Below are 1,822 nucleotides of genomic sequence, written 5' to 3' on the forward strand. Positions count from 1 at the left end.
CAACCCCGTACGGTACGGCGGCGGGCCTGCACCCGGCGGGCGGGGCGAGCCGGGCGGGCGGGGGCGGTGGTCGCCGCGGCCAGCTCGGGCGCCCGCGTCAGCGGCGGGTGCAGCTCGCGGGCCACTTCGAGGGCCAGGGTGAACCCGGCCGGGCCGTCGCCGTCGGCGACGCTGTGCGACACCTGCGAGACCTGCAACACCCGCGAAACCCGCGACGCCTGCGACACACGCTGGAACGCTACGTTCTTGATCATGTCGAACTCCCGGTTCGTGGGCCCCGAGGGGCGGCTCAGTTGTCCGCGCCGCCGGCGCGCAGCGTGCTCAGGTCGGACTTGACGGTGTTGATCGGGATGGCGAAGCCGAGGCCGGCGCTGCCCGCGTTCGAGCCGGAGCCGGCAGCGGAAGCGGGCGAGTACATCGCGGAGTTGATGCCGATGATGTTGCCGTTCATGTCGATCAGCGCACCGCCGGAGTTGCCGGGGTTGAGGGAGGCGTCCGTCTGGATCGCCTTGTACGTAGTCGTCGACGAACCGGTGTCGCCGTTGAACTCCTGGCCGCCGAAACCGAACGGCCAGCCGTCGTCGGGGGACTGCTGCTGCTGTTGGCCGTCGTCGGTGGCGACGGTGACGTCACGGTCGAGCGCGGAGACGATACCGCTGGTGACGGTGCCGGACAGGCCTTCGGGGGAGCCGATGGCCACGACGTCGTCGCCCACCTTGACGCCGTCGGAGTCGCCGAGCGTCGCCGCCTTCATGCCGGAGGCGTTCTCCAGCTTGATCAGTGCGAGGTCCTTCTTGCTGTCGGTGCCGACGACCTTCGCGGTGTACGACTTGCCGGTGCTCGTCGTCACCTTGACCGAGGTGGCGCCGGAGACGACGTGGTTGTTGGTGATGATCTCGCCGTCACTGGTGATGATCACGCCCGACCCGGTGGACTCGCCGGCGGACGTGCTCGCGCTGATCTCGACGATGCTCGGGCTGACCGCTGCCGCGACCCCGGCGACGGTGCCCTTCTGGCTGGTGGGCACGACGCTCGTGCTGGTGCTGCTGCTCGACGTGGTGTCCTTGCCGGTCAGCTCCTGAAAGGCGTACGCGGTGCCGCCGCCCACGGCCGCGGCGGCTATCGCGACGGCGGCCATCAGTGCCATCGGCCCCTTGGCGCGCCTGCGACGGGGAGCCCTCGAGACGGGCTCCGTGAGGAGGGCCGAGGGGTCTGCCTGCGGCGTCGGCTCGTAGGCCGGCGGGGGCGGCCACTCGGGGTTCACGGGGGAGTTCGCGGAGGTGTGCGCGAAAGGGGCGTGCTCCTGCTGGGAGTACGCGGACTGCTGCTGGTCGCCCTGGGGGTACTCGCCGTCGCGGCGGAAGCTCTCGGTCATGACCCCGAGCTTGTCGCGCAAGCATGAGAGCTTCCTGAGTCCTCCCTGAGAAGCCCGACAGAACCGTGTATGCCCCATATAAAGCGCCCCGATGGGGCCGCTGAGCCGCGCGCCCGGTGTTCCTGTGAAACGGATGGTTGCGGCACGGTGATGTGACGGAAGCGGCGGACGAACTCTTGTCGGTCTTATGTGCGGTTGGTGTGCACATGCGGCGGCGTGCCGCAATCTTGGTGGGTTCACGCCACACCACCACTCTCAGGAGCCCTGAGTGATATCTGCCCTGCGCGGCCGCCGAAGACGTCCCATGACGAGACGTCCGGTCACGGCGACCGTACTCGCGCTGGCGCTGAGCTGCGCCGGCGCCCTCGCGGCGCAGCCCGCGAGCGCGGCCGACGGACCGGCCGCCCTGCCCGACCCCGGCGTCGCCCGGCAGACGGCCCCCGCGCC

At 70.6% G+C, this 1,822-nt stretch carries 2 protein-coding genes; both read right to left on the reverse strand.

The genetic code is table 11. The features are described from left to right. Window positions 1-254, reverse strand: a 254-nt coding sequence (locus FE633_RS46820) for a hypothetical protein (RefSeq protein ID WP_138051245.1), incomplete at its 3' end; no start/stop codon positions are given. A 35-nt stretch (window positions 255-289) separates the two neighbouring features. Continuing rightward, window positions 290-1,375, reverse strand: a complete 1,086-nt coding sequence (locus FE633_RS46825) for a S1C family serine protease (RefSeq protein ID WP_138051246.1) — start codon at window positions 1,373-1,375, stop codon at window positions 290-292. Window positions 1,376-1,822: the final 447 nt, after the last annotated feature.

Source organism: Streptomyces montanus (assembly GCF_005786655.1).
Taxonomy (GTDB): Bacteria; Actinomycetota; Actinomycetes; order Streptomycetales; family Streptomycetaceae; genus Streptomyces; species Streptomyces sporangiiformans.